This is a genomic window from Pseudomonas fakonensis (genome assembly GCF_019139895.1).
GTDB classification, from domain to species: domain Bacteria; phylum Pseudomonadota; class Gammaproteobacteria; order Pseudomonadales; family Pseudomonadaceae; genus Aquipseudomonas; species Aquipseudomonas fakonensis.
Genome location: NZ_CP077076.1, coordinates 1567518 through 1590876, shown reverse-complemented (window position 1 = coordinate 1590876; position 23359 = coordinate 1567518). Strand labels below are relative to the sequence as shown.

The window sequence follows — 23359 nt, the reverse complement described above, 5'->3', positions numbered from 1 at the left end:
GCCGGCAAGCCGGCGCCTACAGATGATCACATTCACTGTAGGAGCCGGCTTGCCGGCGATGAGGCCATCAGCGCTTAACCGCGAATCTCGGCCACCACCGCCGCCAGCGCCTGGGCCGGGTCAGCCGCCTGGCTGATCGGGCGGCCGATCACCAGGTAGTCGGAGCCGGCATCCAGTGCCTGGCGCGGAGTAAGAATGCGGCGCTGGTCGTCCTGGGCGCTGCCGGCCGGGCGAATGCCTGGTGTGACAAGCTGCAACGACGGGTGCGAAGCCTTCAGCGCCGGGGCTTCCAGGGCCGAGCACACCAGGCCGTCCATGCCGGCCTTCTGCGCCAGCGCCGCCAGGCGCAACACCTGTTCCTGCGGGTCGACATCCAGGCCGATGCCAGCCAGGTCCTCGCGTTCCATGCTGGTCAGCACGGTCACGCCGATCAGCAGCGGCTGCGGGCCGCTGCGCTTGGCCAGCTCTTCACGGCACGCGGACATCATGCGCAGGCCGCCGGAGCAATGCACGTTGACCATCCACACGCCCATCTCGGCTGCGGCCTTGACCGCCATGGCGGTGGTGTTGGGGATATCGTGGAATTTCAGGTCGAGAAACACCTCGAAGCCCTTGGCGCACAGGGTCTCGACGATGCCGGACGCACTGCTGGTGAACAGCTCCTTGCCGACTTTCACCCGGCACAGCGCGGGGTCGAGCTGGTCGGCCAGCTTCAGGGCGGCGTCACGGGTAGGGAAATCCAGGGCGACGATCAGGGGCGTCTGGCAGGCGGGCATGGGCGGCGGTCTCTTGGCAAGTCTTGAACGGCGCGCATTGTAAACGAAGTGGGCCTGGCTTTGGGGCCCGCGGGTCATGAGAATTGGCCCGGCCACCGGGCACTTCTATAATGGAACCATCGCAGGCGCGCGAACCTCGAATGTTGTACAAGCGCCGCCCCATACGCTTTGCAGGAGAATGTCGATGCCCTGGTATGCCTGGTTGATACTGTTAGTTGCCCTCGGCTCGATCGTCGGCGGGCTGATGATGCTGCGCGATACGGCGAAAAAGTTGCCGCTTACCGAGGAGCAGTTGAAGAAAGTCCATGAGCGCAATGCCGAAATGGATGCCAAGGAAGCACAGGACCGCTGAAGCTCAAGGGTGGCCCTCCCGCCAGGGAGAACCGCCCCCTTCAACGTCGTTAGTTGACCATCAGTTTGTCGCGGTTGCGCTCCAGCAGCGCTTTGCCGATACCCTTGATTTCCAGCAGTTCATCTACCGAAGTGAACGGGCCATTGGCATCCCGATAGGCAACGATGGCCTCGGCCTTGGCCTTGCCTATGCCGTTGAGTTCGCGTTGCAGGGTGGTGGCATCGGCGCTATTCAGGTCGAGCCGGGCTGCATGGGGCTGCTCGCTCGCCATGCCCACTTGCGGGGCAACAACCTCGGCGGCTGGCAGCGAGGGCGACGAGGCGGGCGCAGCCTGCAGGGAAAATGACAGGCCCAGTAGCGGAAGCAAGAGATAGCTCAGGACGCAATTGCGCATGTTTCGACACTCCTTGAGTCGGTAGGGGACAACCTTCGTGGTTGCCCGGCAAACCCTAGCCACACCGGACGGGCTGCGCAAACACATCCGCCAAGTGAACTTTTTCCAGATAATTCAAAGAGTTGAGCTTAGGGAATCTGCCTACAAAAAAACCCGACGCAAGGTCGTAATGCTGTTCACTTAAGAGAGGCGTTGCCTGGGTTGGGGCTGCTTCGCAGCCCATCTCGACCGGACGGCGCCCCGGCAATTCTAAGTGAACAGCATTAGACGCAAGGTCGGGCTTTTTCGGAATCAGGGGTCCTGTCGGCGCTGCTGGTAAATCCAGTCGACGATTTCGCCGTCGGGGCTATAGCCGCTAACCAGCTTGCGCAACTGCTGCCTGATCGACACGTAGTCGTCTTGATCGATCGCCTTCAACAACACTCCCAGATGCTCCTTCAGTTGCTCCCAACCAAGGTAATCCTCTTGGGCGCTCATGATCATCGGATGGCGTGTTGATACCACATTGTCACCTATCAACAACTCCTCATAGAGCTTCTCGCCAGGCCGAAGGCCTGTGAACTCGATGGCGATATCACCATGGGGAGTGGTGTCGGAGCGTACGCTGAGCCCGGACAGGTGAATCATCTTTTCTGCCAGCTCGACGATCCGTACCGGTTCGCCCATGTCCAGCACGAACACGTCCCCCCCCTGCCCCATGGAGCCCGCCTGGATGACCAGTTGTGCAGCCTCTGGAATGGTCATGAAATAGCGGGTGATCTTCGGGTGGGTCACGGTCAAGGGGCCACCTGCCTTGATCTGCTGATGGAACAGCGGGATGACCGAACCCGAAGAGCCCAGCACATTGCCGAATCGCACCATGGTGAACCGGGTCCGGTTCACCTGCGACACATGGTTTGCATCATTGAACAGCACCGGAGCCGGCTCGCGGCTCAAGGCCTGCAGCACCATCTCGGCCAAACGCTTGGTGCTGCCCATGACATTGGTGGGGCGCACGGCCTTGTCGGTAGAGATCAGCACAAAATTGGCAACCCCGGCCTGCAAGGCTGCCTGGGCAGTATTGAGTGTGCCCATGACGTTGTTCAGCACACCCTCGGCAACGTTGTGCTCCACCATGGGTACATGCTTGTAGGCGGCTGCATGGTAAACAGTCTCGACGCGCCATGTGTTCATCACGTCCAGCAACTGCGCGGGGTTTCGAACCGACCCGAGAATAGGCAGGATGCGTGTCGTCAGCGATTCCCGAGAGGTGGTGACTTCAAGCTCGCAGAGGATGCTGTACAGGTTGAACTCGCTATGCTCGAGCAACAGCAGCGTCGAGGGCTGCAATGCGAGGATCTGCCGGCACAGTTCGGAACCGATGGACCCCCCGGCGCCTGTCACCATCACCACCCTGCCCTTCACGCAATGCTCCAGCAGGTCGGCCTGTGCCGGCACCGTGTCACGCCCTAGCAGGTCGGCGATGTCCACCTCCTGCAGATCGTCAACCTTGACCCGGCCACTGGCCAGGTCCATGACCCCCGGCACGCTGCGCACATGCAACGGATAGCCTTCGAGCAAGCCAAGGATTTCGCGGCGTCGCGCCCGACTGACCGAAGGCACGGCCAGCAGCAGCTCCTGGGCACCCGTTTCGTCGATCAGCTTCTGTATCTGTTCGGGTTTGTAGACCAGCAGGCCAGCGATCACCCGGTCGGAGATGTCATTGTCATCATCGATGAAGGCAACCGGGCGCATGACCTTGCCCATGCGCAAGGCCGCAACCAACTGATTGCCTGCTGCACCCGCGCCATAGACCGCGACCCTTAGCGCGCCATCATCACGATTGCCGAAAGGAATGTGTTGCGCGGTAGCAAACCAGTCACCCAGAAAATACTGGCGCATGGCCAAACGAAGCCCGCCGACCAGCACCAGGCTCCACCACCAGTAGTTGAAGATGATCGAACGCGGGACAAGGTACTGGTGGTTCGCCGACCAATAAACAATCAGCCCCAGAATCAGGGCAGAGAGGGTAACGGCCTTGAAGATGGTGATCAGCGCATCGTTGCCAAAGTAGCGCATGACGGCCCGGTACATCCCCATGCGGATGAACACGGGAATGGAAACGACCGGCGCACACACGAACAACCAAAAGTGGTCACTCAACAAGCCGAACGCCTCTTCGACACCCAGGCGGACAACAAACGCCAGCCCCATGGCCAGCCAGACGAGCATGACGTCGGCCAGCACTTGGATCATGCGCTTTTTTGCCCTTGGCAACCCTAGCAGAAATGCTCGCACGCCTTCCCAACCCCTATCGAACACCTTTGCTCCCATCTGCAATCATTTCCTTGTTCAAGCGTGAAGCACTCACCGGCTTCTTTACACGGGCACTGCCTTTTGCCGCCGATTATACGCCACAGCCAGCGCAAGCTGCGGTATATGGCCGATCAACCTCTGCGCCCCGTCCCTGAAACGGCCAGGCATTGCTGCGCAGGCGCCCACTTGCCCTTTCAAGGAATGTAGATTTGCGCACAGCCAGTGATGACTTTCTTGCCATTCACCTTGCACAGGGTATCGAACGATACCCGTCGTTTCTGCAAGTCAACGGCAGTCACGCAAACCTCGGCGACCACGGTGTCATCGATGTACACCGGGCGCAGGAAGTTCAAACTCTGGGACACGTAAACACAACCAGGGCCGGGAAGCCGTGTACCGAACAACGCCGAGAAGAATCCGGCCGACATCAGCCCATGGGCAATGCGTTTGCCGAACCTGGATTGCTCGGCGTACTCGCGGTCGACATGCACAGGGTTGTGATCGCCGGAAAGCCCCGCATAGGCCTTGATATCGGCATCGGTGATGGTCTGCGAATAGGCGACCGACATCCCCACGGTGATTTTTTCCAGCGGGATGGCGCCCAGGGCAATTTCGTGACTCACGAGCCAGCCCCCAGCTTGCGCAACGGTTTGGCAGGGTTACCCACCACGGTCTCGCCGGGCGCCACGCTTTTGTTGACCACTGCGCCCATGCCTACGATGGCGCCTTTGCCAATGACGATGGGCCGCTGCGGGGTGCCCTGCTTGATCACCGCACCAGTGCCGATGTAGGCATGGTCCTCGATACGCACGCTACCGTTGCATTTGACACCCGGGGCGAAGGTGACGAAATCGCCGATCTCGCAATCATGCGCAACGTACGAATAGATGTTCGACTGGAAAAAACGGCCGATCTTTGCATTTGAGGTGATGGTCGTGAACGGGCACAGGACTGCGCCTTCACCGATCTGATTGCCGTCGAGCACCACGCTTTGGGCCAGGGCACGGATCTGGAATGGCTGGGCGCCCTTGTCGATCATGCGCTGCGCCACGAGCTCTCGCGTTGCACCACTGCCAATCGCGACATTGAAGTAGCGTTGCGACGCATCCAGGGCGAAAAACGCCTCGGTGGTCAACACGTCATGGCCATTGACTGGCCCCGTGATGTCGCCATCGTCAACGAAAACGAGCCGATAAGGTTCGGTACTGCGCTGCGCCAGCATTTCACGGGCCACCGGCATGACCTCACGGCCGAACCCGCCCGCACCGACGATTGCGTAAATGTGCATCTTGCATCCCTCGTGCACAGGCCTCGGGGCCTGCGCCTTGTCTGATTCAGTTCTACCGGGCTCAGTGCGCCACGGCGCGCGCCATCACCGACGCCAGTACCTGGCAGGTGAGGTCGATTTCAGCTGCGCTCAAGGTTGGATGGACCAGGAACATCAGGCTGGTCTCGCCCAACTCGTGGGCCACCGGCAACGGCTGCTGCGGCCGCCACTCGGTGCCGTCGAACGCCTTCTCCAGATACACCTCGGAGCACGACCCCGAGAAGCAAGGTACGCCGGCCTGGTTGATCTCCTGGGCGATGCGATCGCGGTCCCAGCCTTCAGCCAGCAGCTGCGCTTCGACGAAGACATAGCATTTGTAGGCCGCATGCTGGATGTCACCCGGCACCATTGGGACACGCAGTCCCGGCAGTGCCTGTGCTGTCGCCCAGACCCGCGCGGCATTCTGGCTGCGCGAACGCTGCCAATCTGCCATGCGGCGCAATTGCAGACGGCCGATCACCCCCTGAACCTCGAGCATCCGCCAGTTGGTACCAAAGCTTTCGTGCAACCAGCGAAAGCCCGGCGGGTGCTCGCGCTCGTAGACCGCCTCCCAGCTCTTGCCATGGTCCTTGTACGACCACATGGCTGACCACAGGCCCTTGTCGTTGGTCGTCACCATGCCGCCCTCGCCGCCGGTGGTCATGATCTTGTCCTGGCAGAACGACCAGGCCCCCACATGGCCGATGGAGCCGACCGGGCGGCCCTTGTACAGCGCGCCATGGGCCTGGGCACAGTCTTCGATGACCTTGAGGCCATGCTCGCGGGCCAGTGCCATGATCGGGTCCATGTCGCAGGGCCAGCCCGCCAGATGCACGCAGATGACCCCGCGGGTACGCGGGGTCAGTACCGCCTGGATACTCTGGGCGGTGATGTTCTGCGAGTCGGCATCGACATCGGCAAATACGGGAACCGCGCCGGCGTTGACGATGGAGGATACCGACGCGAGGAAGGTGCGCGAGGTGACGATCACCTCGTCACCGGCGCCGATGCCCAGGGCGCGCAGTGCCAGGTCCAGTGCCACGGTGCCATTGGCCAGGGCGATGGCGTATTGGCACTGGGCCCACTGCGCGAATTCTTTCTCGAACTCCCGGCACTCCTGGCCCGTCCAGTAGTTGACCTTGTTGGAAAGAATCACATCGCGCACGGCGTTGGCTTCTTCTTCGGTGAAGGACGGCCATGGAGCAAATTTTGTATTCAACATGGTGGAGGTTCCATCAATCGGTCAATGGGCCCTTGGGCTCGTTCAGCCACGAGCACAAGGGCGCAGGTCAACAGTTCAGGGACGGTTGCCGGAAAACTTGCTCATGGTCGCTTCCCCGGCAGCACTGATACCGTCCCGCCTGACCACCTTTTTCAAGGTCAGGAAGATAATCTTCAGGTCCAGCCAGAAACTGCGGTTGGCCACATACCAGACATCCAGCTTGAACTTGTCTTCCCAGCTCAAGGCATTGCGTCCGTTGATTTGCGCCCAACCGGTAACACCTGGGCGAACCTCGTGCCGACGATACTGCTCTGCCGAATACAGTGGCAGGTATTCCATCAGCAAGGGGCGCGGCCCCACCAGGCTCATCTCACCCTTGATGACGTTCCACAGCTCGGGCAGCTCATCCAGGCTGGTGGCACGCAGGAAACTGCCGAACGGGGTCATGCGCTGATCGTCCGGCAGTGCATTGCCCTGGCTATCGACAGCATCGCGCATGGTGCGGAACTTGACCATCTTGAACGGCTTGCCGCCGAGCCCGGGCCGTACCTGGGTAAACAGCACGGGCGAGCCCAGCCGACGCCGGATGAGCAGCGCAACGACCAGCATCACCGGCGACAGTGCCAACAAGCCGAGGCTTGCGGCTACTACGTCAAACAATCGCTTCAACTTTGATAATCCTGACTCGGGTTGGTTATGGCGCCTGGCAGCGTCTTCATTGGCCGAGGCGCTTGAAGTGTTCACCGAAACGCCCCACGCCTACGGCGAGCGACAGGCGCTCAAGATAGTAGGCCCTGCCCCGTTCGCCCATCGCTTGACGCTCGTCGGCATCCAGCTCGGCCAAGGCCTGGATGGCAGTGGCCAAGGATTGGGGGTTTTCCCACTGCGCGACCCTACCACACGCCGCGTCCTGCACCAGGGCTGCCGCATCGCCTTCGACCGCCATCAGCACGGGCCGCCCCGCCGCCATGTAGGCCTGGGTCTTCGAAGGAATGGTGATGCTGAACAGCGGGTCGTTCTTCAGGTGCACCAGCAGCGCATCGGCGTTGGCCAGGTAAGGCCCGACCTGGTCCATGGGTACCCCAGGCAGAAACACCACGTTGCTCAACCCGCGCTGCTCCACCAGCGCACGCAGGCGCGGCGCTTCGACACCGCCCCCCAGCATCACCAGGGTGACCTTGGCACCCGCCTGCTCGAGCAGGCTGGCGGCATCGATCAGGGAATCCAGTGCCTGGGCCTTGCCCATGTTGCCGGCGAACAGTACGCGAAACCGTTCGGCTGACGGAAAGGCCGCAGGTGCGGGGGCATCCGCCGCGCTGATCATGTCTTCGGCGCACCAGTTGTAGATCACGTCGATCTTCTGCTCTGGCACGCCACGCTCGATCAGCAGGCGTTTGAACCCGGGCGACAGCACCACCAGTTGGTCCACGCGGCGATACACCCAGTCACAGACGCGGCTGACCACAGCCAGTGCCCGTTCGCTGGAGAACATGCCGGTGGCGCGCAAGGTGTCCGGCCACATGTCCTGAATGTCGTACACCACCGGCACTCGCCGCAACAGGCGGATGAACGCGGCGCTGATGCCGACGGTCAGTGGCGGATGATAGGCGTAGATGACATCAGGCCGACGCGCCCCGAACAGCCCATACAGCAGGCTGCTGGCGGCGAAGCTGGCGTAATTCAGCAGGCGCCCCAAGCCACTTTGCCCATGGCTGGGGTACAGCGGCACCCGGGTCACCTTGACGCCGTCGATCACTTCGCGCTGCAGCAGGCGCATACGAAAGCCCGGGTAGAGTTTGCCGCCCGGGTAGTTGGGGAAACCCGTCAGCACCTCCACGTCGAAGCCGCGGGCCACCAGCTCACGGGCGAAGACCAGGCCTTTGAAAGTCGGTTCGGGGTCGAACCACTGGGTCAGCAGGAGAACACGTACAGTCATGAACGATCAGTACCTTCTCCAGACGGTACGCATCACGTAGTCACGGTAACTGTGGATGATGCGCACGACCTTGTCGGAGACGTTGGGCATGCTGTAGTCCTCGACCAGGCGCAAGCCACGGGCTTCACCACGCGGCTGGCTCTGCAACAGGGCCAGGCCCTGCAGGACCCGCTCCACTTCAAGACCGGTCATCATCACCGCAGCCTCTTCCATCCCCTCAGGCCGCTCGTGGGCCTCGCGCAGGTTCAACGCCGGGAAATTGAGGATCGACGACTCTTCGCTGATGGTACCGCTGTCCGACAGCACCGCCCGGGACTCGAGCTGCAGCTTGTTGTAGTCGGTGAAGCCCAGCGGCTTGAGCAGGCGCACATTGGCGTGGAACTGCACGCCCAAGGCGTCGACACGCTTCTGCGTACGCGGATGGGTCGACACGATGATCGGCAGGCCATGGACCTCGGCCACCGTGTTGAGCACCTCTACCAGCTTGAGGAAATTGCGGTCGGCCTCGATGTTCTCTTCGCGGTGCGCACTGACCACGAAGAACTGCCCTTTCTCCAGGCCAAGGCGTTGCAGTACATCGGACGCCTCGATGGCAGGACGGTAGTGGTTGAGCACCTCGAACATCGGGCTGCCGGTCTTGACCACCATGTCCGGCGCCAGGCCTTCGCGCAGCAGGTAGTCACGGGCGATGGTGCTGTAGGTGAGGTTGATGTCGGCCGTGTGGTCGACGATGCGCCGGTTGATTTCTTCTGGCACGCGCATGTCGAAGCAGCGGTTGCCGGCTTCCATGTGGAAGGTGGGGATCTTGCGGCGCTTGGCAGGGATCACCGCCATGCAGCTGTTGGTGTCGCCCAGCACCAGCAGCGCCTCGGGCTCGACCTCGGCCAGCACCTTGTCCACCGCGATGATCACATTGCCGATGGTTTCGGCGCCGGTGGCACCGGCGGCATTGAGGAAGTGATCCGGCTTGCGGATACCAAGGTCCTGGAAAAAGATCTCGTTCAGCTCGTAGTCATAGTTCTGACCGGTATGAACCAGCACATGGTCGCAGTGCTGGTCCAGGGCCGCCATCACTCGCGACAGGCGAATAATCTCCGGGCGCGTGCCAACGACGGTGACAACCTTCAACTTTTTCATGGGAATTCCTTGGATCTGGGCACTCAGGCAGTCAGTGGCCTGGCGTAGGTATCGGGCAGCTCGCGGTCGAAGATCTCGTTGGCCCACAGCATGACGACCATTTCCTCATCGCCGATATTGGTGATGTCGTGGGTCCAGCCCGGGACGGTCTCGACGATGACCGGCTTGTCACCCGCAGTCTGCAGTTCGTAAAATTCATCGGTCACCATATGGCGGAAGCGGAAATTCGCCTTGCCCTTGATCACCAGGAATTTCTCGGTCTTGGTGTGGTGGTAGTGGCCACCGCGGGTGACACCCGGGTGCGCGGTGAAATAGGAAAACTGGCCACTGTCGCCGGTCTTGAGCATTTCAACGAACACACCGCGCTCATCGCCGTACTTGGGCACTTCGTAGGTGAAGCGGTCCTGCGGCAGGTAGCTCACGTAGGTCGAGTACAGGGCCCGGATGAAACCGCTGCCCACCGGCTCGGTCACGAGGGTCTTGCGGCTGTCGCGAAACGCCTGCAGATGCCCGGCGATCTCGCCGACACTGGCGTTGTACTGCGGCTGTACCTCGACGAAGGTGCTACCGGCGTGCTCACCGCGCATCACCTGCAAAAAGCTGCGCACCACATCATCGATGTACACCAGGCTGACGCGGGCTTGCGCATCGTTGATCTGGATCGGCAGGTCCCGGGCGATGTTGTGACAGAAGGTGGCGACCGCCGAGTTGTAGTTGGGGCGCGCCCACTTGCCGAACACATTGGGCAGACGCAGCAGATAGACCGGCGACCCGCTGCTCGCCTGCAGGTCCTGCAGCACCGCCTCGGCGCCGCGCTTGCTGACACCGTAGACGTTATCCAGGCTGGCCTGAATCGATGAGGTGTACAGCAGCGGCACAGGTCGCCCCGCCGCGCGCACGGCATCGGCCAGCGCCCGGGTCAGGTCGACGTTGCCGGAGGTGAATTCCTGCGGATCCTGCGGGCGGTTGATGCCGGCCAGGTGGAAGATGAAATCGGCGCCGGCAACCTTGGCAGGCAGCGTGGCCACATCATCGTCACGGGTGAACGTGTCGACGGCGACATCCTGCAGCTCGCGCAGGTGCACCAGCAGGTTCTTGCCGATGAAACCATCGGCGCCCGTAATCAGGACGTTCATCACTCACTCCTCCGGAACAACGTGCTCGCCACGCTGGATCGCCTGCATGAACTGGAGCTTGAGCAGCAGCTTCTGCATGCCCTCGACATCCAGGCGCTCGGTGTTGTGGGAGTTGTAGTCTTCGGTGCGGGAGATTTTCTCTTCGCCTTGTTCGACGAACTTGGCGTAATTGAGGTCGCGCAGGTCTGGTGGGACGCGGTAGTAAGCGCCCATATCTTGCGCACAGGCCATTTCTTCACGGCTGAGTAGGGCCTCGAAAAGCTTCTCACCATGACGCGTGCCGATGACCTGGATCGGGTGCTCAGGCTTGCCCATCAGGCCGGTTAGCGCCTCGGCCAAAGTCTGCACAGTGGCGGCAGGTGCCTTCTGCACGAACAGGTCGCCGTTCTCGCCATTTTCGAAGGCGAACAGCACCAGGTCGACAGCATCGGCCAGGGTCATCATGAAACGGGTCATGTTCGGGTCAGTCAGCGTCAGCGGCAGCCCGGCGCGGACCTGGTCGACGAACAACGGAATGACCGAGCCCCGCGAAGCCATCACATTCCCGTAGCGGGTACCGCAGATCACCGTGCGCTCGCTGTCGACATTTCGCGACTTGGCCACCATGACCTTCTCCATCATGGCCTTGGAGATGCCCATGGCGTTGATCGGATAGACCGCCTTGTCGGTGCTCAGGCAAACGACCCTGCGTACACCGTTCTGGATGGCTGCCTCGAGCAGGTTCTCGGTGCCGATGACGTTGGTCTTGACCGCCTCCATCGGGTGAAACTCGCACGACGGCACTTGCTTGAGGGCCGCAGCATGAAAGATATAGTCGACACCGCGTGTCGCATTCAGAATGGCCTGATAGTCACGCACATCACCAATATAAAACTTCAATTTGCCATTGGCGTAACGTTTGCGCATGTCATCTTGCTTTTTCTCATCCCGGCTGAAGATCCGGATTTCACCGATATCAGTATCGAGAAAACGCTTGAGCACGGCGTTGCCAAATGAACCCGTGCCGCCAGAAATAAGAAGGGTTTTGCCGCTAAACATATGACTTCCTGAACATGATGGATTGTGCCTTCAGCAAATCATCCCGGCACCGATGACCGGCTTGACCTGCGACCGGCACACTACGCGGACCTGTAGAGCCGTCAGCCCCTGCGGCCCCGCGCCACCGTGACAGCGCAAGCCCGCTCGCCCCCGGCAACCCAGCCTTGATGACGAACGCCGACCGCGCCAGGGAGCGGGCTGCAAAGATAGCATTTTGGGCGCGGCGATACCATTGCCGGCCGCAACCAAGACCTTAGCAAATGAAACACCGCCCAACCCCGGCTCCCCGGCATTCAGCCTTCAATAGCCACCGGCGAAACCGTCGCCAAACATGATCATGCGCGATAAGAACCCGATGCCGCCATAGGCAAAGAAAACAGACGTCGCGATCACACCCAGATTAAGCCCGTTACGATAAGGGGCGGCATAGTACATGAAGACGAAATAAGAGAATATTGTGACTCGTTCCGAGCCTACAAAATAAGAGGCAACTACCAGTGGCAGCGATGCCAATAGCGCTTCACCCCATTTCTGCCTCGAATAATAAACAGCCAGGGCCATGAAGATGAGGGGCTTGATAAGCGAATCTGCGCCGCCCCAAACGCCGGAGTAGGCAGCCAGTTTGGAAAGCACATGGTCGCGCATTAAAAACAGCAGCAAGGCCCCACCCAGCAATACAAGGCACAGCGAGATCCACTCGCCCCCCATTCGCCCGCGCAACGCCTCCCCGGCCGCACGAGCCATCCGCTCAGCCTGCGCGGCTACTAACAACATGACAACCTGAACATGGCTCATGAGTGAGAAAGCCAGTAGGACATACCTCAATACGCCACGCAGCGAGTAGGCCATGAGCAGGATGACAATTGCCAACTTCAACCGCTCGGCCGAGAAACTCAGCACTAGCAGGTAGAAGTTGCAAGCTAACAAGGGGTACAAAATCCAGGCGACCTGCCTGCGAGACAACCACAAAAAACAATTATAATACAAGAACGCATTCAGTATCGTTACGAACAGCTCCCTGGGTAACCAGTCGCACACCAGGTAAACCAAGAAAAAATACCCAGGCTCACTACTGCCAAGCTTTATCTTGTAAAATGCCAGGCCATCAGCAATGGGCAATCCAGCCAGGTAGTTGTAAAACGCTGCGTAGTGCTGCTGATCCCCCACCACTGCATAAGGCATCAAGACAAGTCCCAGGCCGGCAAGCAGCAGAGCCCAAAAAGCGGCGACGAGTGTGTGCTGCGAAACCCTCATCACCCCTTCACCACTTCCTCGCCGGTCGCTTAACGCTACCCTGCTCTCGCCTCATGGAGAATGTAGTAGGACCACCCAGTCGCTCCTTGAGTGCCCACCACAAGAACGATAACAACGCCCTGCCGTTGCGATACTCGGTCGCCCGGAAACTACGTAACGCATCCGACTGCGTCGCCAACTGCTCCAAGCCCTCGACAGTATGCTCGATAGAGAACGATTCGGCTTTGCGCCGACAGGCCTGCGCCTCAGACTCCCATACTGAAGGATCGTTGAGGTAAAGCAACTTGTCTTTAATGGCGCTCAGCGGCTGAGTACCGTCCGCCTCATTGTATGAATACCCCTCGATTTCAGAGAGAAAACCGTACGTCAAAGGCGCCTTGATGGACTCAATCCCGACAATCGAAGGAACACCCAATGCCGACGATTCTATGATCGATGTGCCACTTCCAATGAACGCGAAACTGCCAGCCAGCACCGCGGGGATTTCTTCATACCCAATGACGCCCTTGAAGTGGACAAAATCTTCGACCTTGTGGTGTTTAGTCAGCGCACGAAGTGCAGCCTCGTTGACGCCCGCCCCATAAATTTCATACACCAGGCCCGGCCGCGACTCGCGCAGTTCATTGAGCATGCTAATGACATGAGCATTATAAGCCTTGAACGGATGCAACTGCCCTATTGATACAAGCCTCAGCGAACCACTGTCACCGACAGACCTGCCCCCCCATGCGGGCAATGCGACACCGATCGGTAAAACCGACGCCCCCCCATAGTCGCGCCCAAAAAACGACTCGTGCGACCGCTGGGTATGCTCGTTGAAAAAAACCACCGACGGGGCAGGCAACGCAGAAAATAGAGATTGTGCACAATCGGAGAAGTAAGCGGGCACGGACTGATACATGATTTCGTTCTGATGATAGATACCAAAACTCACCCCTTTCAGCGCCACCCCCATGCCCGCCATACGCCTGAGCAGGAGAACCCCGAATACCCCCATTACATGAACATGACCACCATGACGGCAGACCAGCTCATCGAGGCCTGTCTTATTCAGCGGCATGAACGCTCCGAGCTGCGAGCGAAACAAGCTGCGGGTCCCCCAAGCGGCATGGTCGCGCAAGCGGTAAACATCGGCGTACTTGAGCAGTTCCGCTTCCAGTTGGCCATTGACGATATCAAACATCACCAATACGCCAATACGCCGCCCCTTGGCCGCATACTCCCGCGCCACTCTCAAGATGAATGTCGTCCCACCATTCAGCTCCAGGACATTAGCCAGAAACAGCATTCACCTCTCCTCAGAACGCTGGCGCCGCAAATAGACAGCAAATACGACAACCGCCACGCAAAAATACAGGACATAGGTCCATGCATAGGCCTGGGTCACCACAGAGACATCAGCGCCCTTGCGCCCCATCCCATAGACCATGGAGACAAATAGCCCGTTTTGTAAAATTTCGGCCGCCACATACAAGCGCAGGGAGGCCTTGGCAACCGCGACGAAGCCCAGCACGTACGCGGCGACCCTGAAGCCGTCACCCACGACTTGATAACCCAAATAATTCGTCGCGGCGGAAAAGTCGGGAGACAGCAGAAGCGGTATAAAAAAGTCACGCCAACCATAAAGAACGAGCGCCCCGAAAACAAACAGCAGCATGACCACCAAGAGCATCCAGGCCGTCAGCTTTCCAATGACGTATTTATTATGCTCTCGAGAGACCAACGGCATGAAATAGTAAGACAGGAAAACAGTAAAGAACCCCAGGTAGGCGGACGACAGCTTGACCAGGCCCTGCCATAAACCTGCCTGCTCATAGCCGGACGCACTGATCAAGGCACTCCTGACCACCACTTCAACCACAGGAAAACTCGCAGCGCTCACGAGCACCATTCCGCTGAACTTGGCAAGCCTGCGAATTTCACTCGACGTCAACCTGACCCATTTTATTCGACGCGCGATATTGGACTTTAAATGGAAATACAGCGCAGGGAAAACCGGCATCAAATAGATAGCCACCACCGCCAAGGACGCACCATTGAAGCCGTACCCGCGAACCAGCCAGACGGTAAAGAGTGCCGCTAGCAAACTACCGACAATCTGGATACTCGAGTAGACATACGTATGCAACAGGCCATTGCCTACGCCCACCACGATATTAACGTAGGCGTAGCAAAACTGCGCTAGCGCCAAAACAACGACCAACCACCACTTGTCACCGTCAGCAAATACAAACTTCGCCAATGGCTCGCTAAAAAACACCCCGCCCGCGCCAATCACCAAACAGCACACCAGCGAATAGCTGAAAGCCGTCGACAGCATTCTGATCAGCCGATGAGCCTGAGCATTGTACTCAGAGGTGAGTTTTATCACCCCGTTAGTAATACCCCCGCCGGCAACCATGTACACCAGGGTTGCCAGACTCATAAAGTTACCCAATGCCCCGAGCCCTTCCGGGCCCAGGCTTTGCGCAACGACTTTAATCAGCAAAAATCCGACTGCGATTCTTGACAGGTGAGCAAGCGCGGTGAGAGCAGCGCTTTGAAGTCCCCCCAGAGGCTTCACATGGCCGCCAGAGTTTTCTTCACGGCCGAAATAATCTTGGCCTGCTCATCATCCGTCATCCCATACCAAATCGGCAAACGGACCAAGCGCTCGCTTTCACGCGTCGTATACAGATCCTCGCCCTGGAAGCGGCTAGCACTTTTTCCAAACGACGAGGTATGAAGTGGAACATAATGGAAGACTGTCCAGACGCCCTCCGCCTTCATCGACTCAATGAAGGCACTGCGCACATTCAAATCCGCTAACTTCAGGTAGAACATGTGTGCATTGTGGGCGCACCCCTCAGGCACAACCGGGCACACTACGCCTTGGTCAGACAAACCTGCCAACGCATCGTAATAGAGCCCCCACCGACGCAGCCGGTCAGCGTTGATTTTATCCGCATTTTCGAGCTGAGAGAACAAATAGGCCGCCTGCAACTCAGAAGGCAGGTAGCTGCTCCCCACGTCAACCCAAGTATATTTATCAACCATACCACGCCAAAACTGGCTGCGATTGGTACCTTTCTCTCTAACAATTTCAGCGCGCACTACAAACGCGTCATCATTAATCAGCAGCAGCCCACCCTCGCCGCCACTGGTATAATTTTTAGTATCATGGAAACTATACGCGCCAAAATGCCCTATGGTGCCTAACGGCCGCCCCTTATAACTCGACATCATCCCTTGAGCAGCGTCTTCAATGACATACAAGTTATACTTGGATGCCAACGCCATTATCACATCCATCTCACAAGCAACGCCGGCATAATGTACAGGAACAACAGCCTTGGTGCGCGCCGTGATTGCAGCCTCGATCAAACGCTCATCAATATTCATCGTGTCCGGACGAATATCAACGAACACTATTTTCGCACCGCGCAACACAAAGGCATTCGCAGTGCTCACAAAGGTGTAGCTCGGCATGATGACTTCATCACCCGGCTGAATATCTATGAGCAAGGCAGCCATTTCCAGCGCCTGGGTGCACGAAGGCGTCAACAAAACCTTGGGGCAATTTAATTTCTGCTCGAACCATTCACTGCAGCGGCGCGTGTAGTCACCATCACCCGACATTTTACCGGCACGCATCGCGCTCAGAACATGCCGATCCTCATCACCCGTGTAAGGCGGCTTATTAAACGGAATCATTATCTTGCTCATTTAAATATTGATTATTCAAGCTTCTGCATTTTCAAGGGCGTGCTTATCGATCAATGCCACACATCGCCGCCACCTTGCCAATCCACAAAAATCCAGCACGTCAAGACCCGCTTGCAGCACCGCCGGCTTAACCCTGTTCGAATGGTAACCGAGGTGTCGTGGAGGTGACACCTTTCTTTAATCCATCAGCACTGCCGGAGCGACAACCCGCCCCCGAAGGTCACATCAGACGACCTGGGCCGGCCATCTGCGCCCCCCTGTCAGCCACCTTCCGAACACTCGATCATGGGGGGCTTGAACCCCAGACGCCGAGCAAGGTTGCTGGCTGCCCAAAACGGGTTCAAGCATTCACCCTATTGCCCACGATGGCGGACTACCCCGCACATCCTCTTCAGAGCCCCTGCGGCGCTCCGCAGTCCAGCGACAACAACCGGCCTCCAGAGGGCGCCCCCCGAAACCCTTACACTCAAGCATCAATCGCACCGCCAACCGTTCATATAAGTCTTTTCGCACGTCGGGTACGCACCCCTTGATCACGCACACAAGCCAATCCACACCCCGATAAAAGACCCAACAAAAAACCTGCGGCAATGACCATAGCCTTTCTTGGCCTGACCGCGCCATCAGACAATTCAGTTGCACCCTCAACTTGATAAACTTTCAGAAGCCCATCATTAATTTTGAGCCCCCTGTAAAACAGTAAATTTTCCTGCCGCTGCTGGAGGGTCAGTACCAGCGGGCTGCCAAAAAGTCTCTGCGTGTTGATAGCCTTCCCCCCATGCACAGCCATAAATTCACCAACCCCTTTTACCGGCAGATGGCGAGATACATCCATCGGTATCGGCGCAGACGCCCCCCAAGCGAATACGCTCCCCCGCATACCAACCTGTGAGGGAGAGAACTCTTGTTCCAACACGCGAATTTTAAATAAAATATCCGCTTTAAGACTTTTTGTAATGTATTCTTTCGTTCTCTGCCCTGCTAACTCAGCATAACGAACTACCCAATCAGCAGCCTGATCCGGATTCCCCGTCAAAGCCCTGACTGAAAACATGAGTATTTTCTCATTACTCACAGCCCCCACCATTAGCGCTGCTTTAAATTCCTTGTAGCGTCTTTCCTCACCCCCTCGAGCATCGTCATCCGACGCGGATGGCAAGTAGAACCTCTCATAAAACTCTCTGCGCAACCCATCGGATTGCAAGTGCGACAAATATATAGAGTACCCTCGGGTAGCACCTAACGGCTCCAAACCCGACCCTCTGCCCCTGCCATACCCGGTCATCTCGCCCGTACTCACCGGTGCGCGCACATAAATTCGAGCGTCATAGACCGGCCCAGCCAGACAAACATAGACCGTCGCGCCAATGACCGCGGCTAACGTAGTAACAGCAATCAAAAACCACTGACGCCACAACCTGCTAATCAGGGCAGATACATCAACCTCTGCCTCGCTGTCGTGGCCCTGTTCACTTCGCACTTTGACTGACCGCCCCTGAATCCAAAGGATGAGAAAGCTCACCCTGCACCATTTACCAACATGCCTGCGAGCTTGACGCACAGCCCCTCATTTTAACCCTGCATTCACCCAACCGCCGTAGACGAGACCAGCCTACACGCCGGAAGTAAGATTACAGGCTGATAGGCGACCACTTGCTCCGACTCAGAAACAAGCTGTGCATTTTGGGGACACCCTGGAAGGCCGATCAACGCTGTCACTTGCCACCCAACCGGCGCCATCACTGCGCACGGGATGACGACTGGCGCAGAATGGGTTCAGCGTTGATCGATGCCGCTTGCCGGGCCATCGCTGTCGGCGCCTATAGGGTCGAAGCGTATTCGATTGTAAACTGCGGAACCGGCATTTTACCAAGCCACCAAGACCACCAGGATGGATGCGAATGGCATTTCTAACAGACACGCAATTACGCGAAATGGGCTTCAAAAGCATCGGAAATAACGTCAAGATCAGTGATAAGGCAGCGATCTACAACTGCGACAGAATTTCAATTGGTGACAACACTCGCATCGATGATTTCTGCGTAATCTCCGGCACTGTGACCCTGGGGCGGAACGTGCACATTGCTGTTTTCAGCAACGTAGCCGGTGGCGAAGCAGGCGTGACAATGGAAGACTTCTCCGGCTTGGCATACGGCTGTCAAATTTTCACACAGTCTGACGACTACTCGGGGAAGACACTGACCAATCCTACCGTTCCCGCTGCCTATAAAAACGAGAAAAAGGCCGCGATAAATATAGGACGACACGTGATTATCGGCACTTCCTCCCTGGTGCTACCCGGCGTGAATCTTGCGGAAGGATGCTCTGTAGGTGCAATGTCCATGGTCACCAAATCAACAGAGCCCTGGGGTGTTTACTTTGGAATCCCGGCCAAACGCCTCAAGAACAGAAGCAAGAAATTGCTTGAGCTCGAGGCATCCTATCTCGCTTCGGAACGCTGAAGATGCTGCGCCGGCAGCCCGGCGCTTACCACACCGCAGCAACAACACACGCTGACCAAACCCTGAACTCCGGCGCAGACCAGGCTTTTACTCAATGGACACCCACATCTCAGCGTCAAGGATCTGGAGACATCGATCAGTCCCTGAGAACAATCCTTAGCGATTGATGATTTTCAGTGGTATCTCTGCAACACCACGCTAGCTTGCGACTCTCACCTCCATCCCGATATAACGCCCCTCCAGCGCACGCTTGAGCTGCAGCTTCGCCCCCTCTCCTCCATGCACCAGCACCACGCGCCGCGCCGCATGCCCCATCATTCCGGCGAACGCCACCAACCCCGCCTGATCCGCATGCCCCGAAAACCCGCCCAAGGTCATCACCTTGGCGCGTATCTCGTACATCTGCCCATCCAGGTCGATCTGCACAAAGCCCTCAGCCCCCGCACTGGCCTGTATCACCGCCCCCGGCGTACCCCTGGCCTGGTAGCCGACGAACATCACCTCATGCCGCGAGTCGCCCAGCATGGCCTTGAGGTAATTGACGATGCGCCCACCGGAGCACATGCCGTTGCCGGCAATGACGATGGCTGGGCGACCGGTGCTCTTGAGATGGTTCACCACCTGCTGGTGCTGCTCATGGCTGCCGATGGTGATCAACTGACGAAAGCCCAGCGGCTCGCGGCCCTGCAGCACCCGGGTATTGGCCTCGGCACGCCAGAACTGATGCAGCTGCCGATAGACGCCGGTGATGCGCCGCGCCAAGGGCGAATCCAGGATCACCGGCAGCCGCGACCACTCGCGAAAACTACCCTGCGCCCGCTCCGCCGGCTCGTTCAACAACGATTTATGATGAAAGATATCCTCGAGCTCATAGAGCAGCTCCTGGGTGCGCCCGAGGCTGAAGGCAGGAATCAGGATCGTCCCCTCGTCGGCCAGGGCTCTGTCGATTGCCATCTCGAGGCGAGCGCGCCGCTCACCAGGGGCTGGGTGCAGGCGGTCGCCATAGGTGCTTTCGAGCACCAGCAGGTCGGCCCGCTCCGGTGGCTGCAGCGGGCGCAGCAGCGGGTTGCCCGGCGCCCCCAGGTCGCCTGAAAACACCACGCGGGTGGTGACACCACCTTGGGTGAGCTCACATTCGACATAAGCCGACCCAAGCAAGTGGCCAGCCCGCTGCAGACGTATCGCGCAGCGTAGATCGGGCTGCTCGACCAGCACCTGCCATTGCTCGAACACCAGCGGCACGATACGTTCGTGCAAGAACGCCAGGTACCTGGCGACATGGGCGGGCTCGCGACTGATCTCAAGCTTGTAGGCATCTTCGAGCACCAGCGGCAGCAGTTGTGCCGAAGGCTCGCTGCAGTAGATCGGGCCGCGAAAGCCGGCAGCGAACAGCGCCGGGATGCGGCCAACATGATCGAGGTGGACATGGGTGACGACCAGCGCCTGGATGCCGGCAATGTCAAAACCGAGCCTGCCTACGGGCGCGCCTTGCGCATCTGCGCCCTGTTCGAGCCCGCAATCGATCAGCAGGCTGGTGTGCGCGTCGAGGTGAAGCTGATGGCAGGAGCCGGTGACACCACGAGTGCCACCATGATGGGTGATACGTGCCATATGTGCAGAGTCCTTTGCAGCCAGGGGAAGAAGTGCACCATTAAGTCACTCCTTGCGCCTGCGCCACAGGGCACAACGACAGCAGATCAGGTAGGAAAGGTCTTTAGTTGCCGGCCAGTGCCTCACGCCGGGCACTAGCACGGATCTTGCGCTTGCCGCGCATCAGCCCGTAAGCGCCCAACAGCGGGCCGACCGCCAGGCCCAGCAGCAAGGCTGCAACCACCAGCACCGCAACGGGAACCGCCGGCGCCGACCAGCCAAACAGTACCAGGGACACCGCCTGCTGGTTCTCCAGCACGAAGAACAGCACCACAGCCGCCAGCAGCAGCACGAACAGCGCCAGCAAGGCGCGCTTGAGGTTACGCATCAGTCTGTTCCTTCAAATGTTCAGGTGAGCTCATGCTCTTCTTCTTCATTGACCCGATCACGCAACTCCTTGCCGGGCTTGAAGTGAGGCACGTACTTGCCTTCGAGGCTGACCGACTGACCGGTCTTGGGGTTACGCCCTACACGCGGCGCGCGGTAATGCAAAGAAAAGCTGCCAAAACCACGAATCTCGATGCGATCACCCGTGGCTAGGCACTGCGACATCTGTTCAAGCATGGTCTTGATGGCCAACTCGACGTCCTTGGACGAGAGCAGCCCCTGATGGGTGACAATACGTTCGATCAGCTCCGACTTCGTCATATTTTTCCCTTCGTTATCAAGCAGCTAGATCATTGCTTAACCAGTTTGTAGCACGCTCCGGCGGATTTGAACAGGGTGGTTCTTGACTAAACAAAAAAATTCAAGAATGGGCGGATAAAAAACTAGTGAGGCCGGGGGTAATTGCGCCAGCAGGCTCGGCCTCATCGCCGGCAAGCCGGCTCCTACAGGGTGATGGCGTTTGGGCTGAAAATGCAGGCAAAAAAAGGGTGGCCCGAAGGCCACCCTTTTTACCGATCAAACAGAACTCAGTTCTGCTTGGCCATTGCTTCGCGCAGCAGCGCAGCCATGGTGGTATCGGCAGCCGCTTCCGGAGCGTTTTTCAGGCTCTGGATGGCTTCGCGCTCTTCAGCATCGTCCTTCGACTTGATGGACAGGCTGATAACGCGGGACTTGCGGTCGACGCTGATGATCTTGGCTTCGATCTCTTCGCCTTCCTTCAGCACGTTACGGGCGTCTTCAACGCGATCACGGCTGATTTCGGAAGCCTTCAGGGAAGCTTCGATGTCGTCGGCCAGGGTCACGATAGCGCCCTTGGCGTCAACTTCCTTGACGATACCCTTGACGATAGCGCCCTTGTCGTTGACAGCGACGTAGTCAGAGAACGGATCGGAGTCCAGTTGCTTGATGCCCAGGGAGATGCGCTCGCGCTCTGGGTCAACCGACAGGATGACGGTTTCCAGCTCGTCGCCCTTCTTGAAGCGACGCACGGCTTCTTCGCCGGCTTCGTTCCAGGAAATGTCGGACAGGTGAACCAGACCGTCGATGCCGCCGTCCAGGCCGATGAAGATACCGAAGTCGGTGATCGACTTGATGGTACCGGTGATCTTGTCACCCTTGTTGAACTGGCCGGAGAAATCTTCCCATGGGTTCGATTTGCACTGCTTGATACCCAGGGAGATACGACGACGCTCTTCGTCGATGTCCAGAACCATGACTTCCACTTCGTCGCCAACCTGAACGACTTTCGACGGGTGGATGTTCTTGTTGGTCCAGTCCATTTCGGAAACGTGTACCAGACCTTCAACGCCTTCTTCCAGCTCAGCGAAGCAGCCGTAGTCGGTCAGGTTGGTAACGCGAGCGGTAACGCGGGTGCTCTCTGGGTAACGGGCTTTGATGGCAACCCACGGGTCTTCACCCAGCTGCTTCAGGCCCAGCGAAACGCGGTTGCGCTCGCGATCGTACTTCAGGACCTTGACGTCGATCTCGTCACCAACGTTGACGATTTCCGACGGGTGCTTGATACGCTTCCAGGCCATGTCGGTGATGTGCAGCAGACCATCGACGCCGCCCAGGTCAACGAACGCACCGTAGTCGGTGAGGTTCTTGACGATACCTTTGACCTGCTGGCCTTCCTGCAGCGATTCCAGCAGAGCTTCGCGCTCGGCGCTGTTTTCGGCTTCCAGGACGCTGCGACGGGAAACGACAACGTTGTTGCGCTTCTGGTCCAGCTTGATGACCTTGAATTCCAGCTCTTTGCCTTCGAGGTGGGTGGTGTCGCGCACTGGGCGGACATCAACCAGGGAGCCCGGCAGGAACGCACGGATGCCGTTAACGTCGACAGTGAAGCCGCCTTTAACCTTACCGTTGATAACGCCCTTGACCACTTCTTCGGCAGCGAAAGCAGCTTCCAGAACAATCCAGCACTCGGCGCGCTTGGCTTTTTCACGGGACAGCTTGGTTTCGCCAAAGCCGTCTTCGACCGCGTCCAGCGCAACGTGAACTTCGTCACCGACCTTGATGGACAGTTCGCCAGCTTCGTTGATGAATTGCTCGAGCGGGATGACGCCCTCGGACTTCAGGCCAGCGTGTACGGTAACCCAGTCGCCGTCGATGTCGACAACGATACCGGTGATGATGGCACCCGGCTGAAGATTGAGGGTTTTCAGGCTTTCTTCAAAGAGTTCTGCAAAGCTTTCGCTCATTTTAATTCCTGTAGATTCGGGCGAAACAAACGCCCATAGCCACATTCCAGACAATGTGGGTTTCGTTAAGTTAAGAAGCGCTGACAGGACGTTGACTGGTGCCCC

Annotated in this window: 22 protein-coding genes; 2 read left to right on the top strand and 20 right to left on the bottom strand. The window is 58.6% G+C overall.

The window, feature by feature from the left end:
- Positions 1–74 precede the first annotated feature (74 nt).
- A complete protein-coding gene (gene pyrF, locus KSS94_RS07210; protein WP_217842334.1) occupies positions 75–776 on the bottom strand; it encodes an orotidine-5'-phosphate decarboxylase in 702 nt (233 codons plus the stop codon).
- A gap of 184 nt (positions 777–960) precedes the next feature.
- Here pyrF and KSS94_RS07205 point away from each other — a divergent pair, with 184 nt between their 5' ends.
- Positions 961–1128: a DUF2897 family protein gene (locus KSS94_RS07205; protein ID WP_217842333.1), complete on the top strand. Its 168-nt coding sequence runs from the start codon at positions 961–963 to the stop codon at positions 1126–1128.
- A gap of 49 nt (positions 1129–1177) precedes the next feature.
- Here the strand turns inward: KSS94_RS07205 and KSS94_RS07200 are convergent, their stop codons facing one another.
- From KSS94_RS07200 to KSS94_RS07130, 15 genes are all read right to left on the bottom strand, one after another.
- Complete coding sequence (locus KSS94_RS07200; RefSeq protein ID WP_217842332.1) at positions 1178–1522, bottom strand: ComEA family DNA-binding protein; 345 nt, start codon at positions 1520–1522, stop codon at positions 1178–1180.
- Between the two features lie 291 nt (positions 1523–1813).
- Positions 1814–3835 (bottom strand): polysaccharide biosynthesis protein, encoded by a 2022-nt coding sequence (locus KSS94_RS07195; protein ID WP_217842331.1) that lies wholly within the window; start codon positions 3833–3835, stop codon positions 1814–1816.
- A 176-nt stretch (positions 3836–4011) separates the two neighbouring features.
- Positions 4012–4440, bottom strand: coding sequence for a MaoC family dehydratase (locus tag KSS94_RS07190; protein ID WP_225935848.1), 429 nt, complete (start codon positions 4438–4440; stop codon positions 4012–4014).
- Complete coding sequence (locus KSS94_RS07185) at positions 4437–5105, bottom strand: acetyltransferase (RefSeq protein ID WP_217842330.1); 669 nt, start codon at positions 5103–5105, stop codon at positions 4437–4439. Before KSS94_RS07185 ends, KSS94_RS07190 begins: the two co-directional genes overlap by 4 nt.
- A 61-nt stretch (positions 5106–5166) precedes the next feature.
- Positions 5167–6345, bottom strand: coding sequence for a DegT/DnrJ/EryC1/StrS family aminotransferase (locus KSS94_RS07180; RefSeq protein WP_217842329.1), 1179 nt, complete (start codon positions 6343–6345; stop codon positions 5167–5169).
- Between the two features lie 75 nt (positions 6346–6420).
- On the bottom strand, positions 6421–6954 hold the full coding sequence (locus KSS94_RS07175; RefSeq protein ID WP_302471829.1) for a sugar transferase: 534 nt from the start codon (positions 6952–6954) through the stop codon (positions 6421–6423).
- A gap of 106 nt (positions 6955–7060) precedes the next feature.
- Complete coding sequence (locus KSS94_RS07170; RefSeq protein WP_217842327.1) at positions 7061–8281, bottom strand: glycosyltransferase family 4 protein; 1221 nt, start codon at positions 8279–8281, stop codon at positions 7061–7063.
- Positions 8282–8287: 6 nt separating this feature from the next.
- The gene (wecB, locus tag KSS94_RS07165) at positions 8288–9418 is read right to left on the bottom strand and encodes a non-hydrolyzing UDP-N-acetylglucosamine 2-epimerase (protein WP_217842326.1); all 1131 of its coding nucleotides are present in this window, start codon (positions 9416–9418) and stop codon (positions 8288–8290) included.
- A gap of 23 nt (positions 9419–9441) precedes the next feature.
- Positions 9442–10554 carry a UDP-2-acetamido-2,6-beta-L-arabino-hexul-4-ose reductase gene (gene wbjC / locus KSS94_RS07160; protein WP_217842325.1) on the bottom strand — a complete coding sequence of 371 codons (1113 nt, stop codon included), beginning with the start codon at positions 10552–10554 and terminating at the stop codon, positions 9442–9444.
- A 3-nt stretch (positions 10555–10557) separates the two neighbouring features.
- Complete coding sequence (locus tag KSS94_RS07155) at positions 10558–11592, bottom strand: polysaccharide biosynthesis protein (RefSeq protein ID WP_217842324.1); 1035 nt, start codon at positions 11590–11592, stop codon at positions 10558–10560.
- Positions 11593–11892: 300 nt separating this feature from the next.
- On the bottom strand, positions 11893–12846 hold the full coding sequence (locus KSS94_RS07150; protein WP_217842323.1) for a hypothetical protein: 954 nt from the start codon (positions 12844–12846) through the stop codon (positions 11893–11895).
- A 7-nt stretch (positions 12847–12853) separates the two neighbouring features.
- Complete coding sequence (locus KSS94_RS07145; RefSeq protein WP_217842322.1) at positions 12854–14134, bottom strand: glycosyltransferase; 1281 nt, start codon at positions 14132–14134, stop codon at positions 12854–12856.
- Complete coding sequence (locus KSS94_RS07140; protein ID WP_217842321.1) at positions 14135–15409, bottom strand: O-antigen translocase; 1275 nt, start codon at positions 15407–15409, stop codon at positions 14135–14137.
- On the bottom strand, positions 15406–16539 hold the full coding sequence (gene rffA, locus KSS94_RS07135; protein ID WP_217842320.1) for a dTDP-4-amino-4,6-dideoxygalactose transaminase: 1134 nt from the start codon (positions 16537–16539) through the stop codon (positions 15406–15408). The genes KSS94_RS07140 and rffA overlap by 4 nt, the downstream gene beginning before the upstream one ends.
- Before the next feature lie 505 nt (positions 16540–17044).
- Positions 17045–18073, bottom strand: coding sequence for a Wzz/FepE/Etk N-terminal domain-containing protein (locus tag KSS94_RS07130; protein ID WP_217842319.1), 1029 nt, complete (start codon positions 18071–18073; stop codon positions 17045–17047).
- A gap of 379 nt (positions 18074–18452) precedes the next feature.
- Here KSS94_RS07130 and KSS94_RS07125 point away from each other — a divergent pair, with 379 nt between their 5' ends.
- Positions 18453–19013 carry an acyltransferase gene (locus KSS94_RS07125; protein ID WP_217842318.1) on the top strand — a complete coding sequence of 187 codons (561 nt, stop codon included), beginning with the start codon at positions 18453–18455 and terminating at the stop codon, positions 19011–19013.
- A gap of 198 nt (positions 19014–19211) precedes the next feature.
- Here KSS94_RS07125 and KSS94_RS07120 read toward each other — a convergent pair whose 3' ends face one another.
- The 4 genes from KSS94_RS07120 to rpsA form a co-directional block, all read right to left on the bottom strand.
- Positions 19212–20624, bottom strand: coding sequence for an MBL fold metallo-hydrolase (locus tag KSS94_RS07120; protein ID WP_217842317.1), 1413 nt, complete (start codon positions 20622–20624; stop codon positions 19212–19214).
- A gap of 103 nt (positions 20625–20727) precedes the next feature.
- Positions 20728–20991 carry a lipopolysaccharide assembly protein LapA domain-containing protein gene (locus KSS94_RS07115; protein ID WP_217842316.1) on the bottom strand — a complete coding sequence of 88 codons (264 nt, stop codon included), beginning with the start codon at positions 20989–20991 and terminating at the stop codon, positions 20728–20730.
- Positions 20992–21011: 20 nt separating this feature from the next.
- A complete protein-coding gene (gene ihfB / locus KSS94_RS07110) occupies positions 21012–21311 on the bottom strand; it encodes an integration host factor subunit beta (RefSeq protein WP_217842315.1) in 300 nt (99 codons plus the stop codon).
- Between the two features lie 266 nt (positions 21312–21577).
- Positions 21578–23254, bottom strand: coding sequence for a 30S ribosomal protein S1 (gene rpsA, locus KSS94_RS07105; protein WP_217842314.1), 1677 nt, complete (start codon positions 23252–23254; stop codon positions 21578–21580).
- Positions 23255–23359: the final 105 nt, after the last annotated feature.